The organism is Halorubrum sp. SS7 (assembly GCF_005435055.1).
GTDB classification, from domain to species: Archaea; Halobacteriota; Halobacteria; order Halobacteriales; family Haloferacaceae; genus Halorubrum; species Halorubrum salinarum.
In genome coordinates this window covers 739-2790 of the sequence record NZ_SGXV01000048.1, presented here as the reverse complement: position 1 = coordinate 2790, position 2052 = coordinate 739, and the positions used below count along the sequence as shown (strand labels likewise).

Below are 2052 nucleotides of genomic sequence, written 5' to 3'. Positions count from 1 at the left end.
GTTCGCGGCGACGGTCGTCTTCCCGACGCCGGAGGGACCGAACAGGAAGCAGTTCTCGGCACGGACGTCCTCTTGAATCGGTGCGAGCGCGTCCGTTACCTCGTTCATGTGCCGATTCCGGCCAACAATGGTGGAGGGGAGGTGGTCGTCGTCGAACACCGTTCCGTCGCGTATCACGTCTTACCCGGTCACGGCGTGGGGATATAAGCCGACGGCAGAGTGTTCCGGATGGTTCCGAATGCCCAGCGCTGACGCCATTACCGATCCTGTTCGTCCCCGGTTACCAGCTTCATCGAACGATTCGCGGATGTTCGCCTACGTCGACCATAGTGAACTGTTACTGATGATGTGACCAAGTGAGAGAGAATGTGAGCCGGGTGAAGAGTTCTCTTGGATATCTGTCACAGGGGTCCAACAGGCCCAAAAAAACCTATATATCAGGTCTCGGTCAATCTCGTGACAAGTGAGTAAGTGACTAAACTATGGAAGAGTCTCAGACAAGGCATGCGGAGGATACTGACACGTTGAACGGTCAATTGTGGATCACGGAATGGATTGAGCGTGGAAAGCGGCGCGTGAAGTCATACGCTGGGGCGAGCGCATTGCTTTTCGGTCTCCCACCGAGTATTGTACTAGCCGCTTATTTGGCGCTTCGCTGGCAGTACATGACCCTTAGTTACCTCTTCAGCTTCGCCGCAGTGTTCCTCATTCTGCTTGTGGCCCCGTACCTGATCTGGTACTACGAGGCGGAACTCCTCCCGACGTTCCGCGACGATGTAACCGGAATTGTGGCCTCCTCGGACCGAACCCAAGCACAGAGTTTGGTAGATCGATACAGCAGTCTGATCGATCGGTACTGGTGGATGACAGCCATCCTCGCGTCAACCCCTATCCCGATTCTGATGGCCCGGGGAGGTCCGTTTCTCCGGGAATATGGCCTCTTCGGTGTCACTGATCCACTGTTTTGGGCGGTATCTGTCGTTCTGCTCTGGATAGGAGCGATTGTGGGTATCGGGTTTTTGTTGGTCGTCGTGACGGTCCTTACTATTCGGAACATCGCTTCCTTAGAACTCCGCATCGATCCCATGTATCCGGACGGACTAGGGGGAATGAGCATCATCGGAAGGTATGCGATTCGAACTACTGGGTTGTTCTCCATCGGCTCGCTACTGCTTCCACTTCAACTACAGTACGCCGCGGTGGTCGGACCACCCGCAGGATCCCTCATCTACGTGATGGGCAGTCTGTACGCCGTTTTCATTGGATTATCGTTTCTCTACCCGACAATCAGGATCAGTCAGCGGGCCAATGAGATTCGTCAGCGGATCCTCGAGAACATACGGGATCAATACGAGGAGCTGAAGCGGACGGCTGGCGAACCACGAGCGGGTGCAGATCTCGCGAACACGGACCCCGTCACCGAACAGAAACTTACCCGACTCAGGAATGAGTATCAGACGTACCAACAGGTGCGGTTGTATCCGCTCCGAGTGTCTATCATCGCCCGGTTGATCGGATCGATAATTCTCCCCCTCCTCTTGATGACGATCGAGTTCTTTCTCCAAACCACAATAATGGGTTAACTGCTGAGTGCTGTCGTGTAGCTACCACGACGATATGATATTCTCACGATTTTCCAGTGGTACAGCAGATCTACGTTGAACGCATCGGGATTACGGGGCAGTTGAACGATCGGTTTGACAAGGTCGACTGAAAGAGACACGATAGTCAGAACATGCCGGCCTATGGAGACTAGTACGTTGTCGGCGAAACGTATCGCAGCTCCTCGGATCCACAAAAGGACGACTTCCACGGGTGGTGCGAGTGGATCGACGAGCATCGCTGATTCCCATCTTGACGACTACTAGAACACCACGCCAGAACACTTTTCACCGGTTCCGCGCCTGATTACACGTAATGGCGACCACTTCCGAGAACGACCGTGCCGACGGGGTGGAGTTCACCTACGAGGGCGATCTCGTGACGGCGCGTGACGTCGAGTCGGGCGTCGCCGCGTCGGGGGAGTCGAAGCCGGTCGCACTCTCTCGGCTC

Annotated in this window: 1 protein-coding gene and 1 pseudogene; one reads left to right on the top strand and one right to left on the bottom strand. The window is 55.3% G+C overall.

Going from position 1 to position 2052, the window contains the following annotated elements:
• Positions 1-159: pseudogene (locus EXE44_RS21485) on the bottom strand (AAA family ATPase); the annotation flags it as partial.
• Positions 160-482: 323 nt separating this feature from the next.
• Here EXE44_RS21485 and EXE44_RS16230 point away from each other — a divergent pair.
• Entirely contained in the window at positions 483-1583 is a 1101-nt protein-coding gene (locus EXE44_RS16230; RefSeq protein WP_199241238.1) for a hypothetical protein, read from the top strand.
• Positions 1584-2052 lie beyond the last annotated feature (469 nt).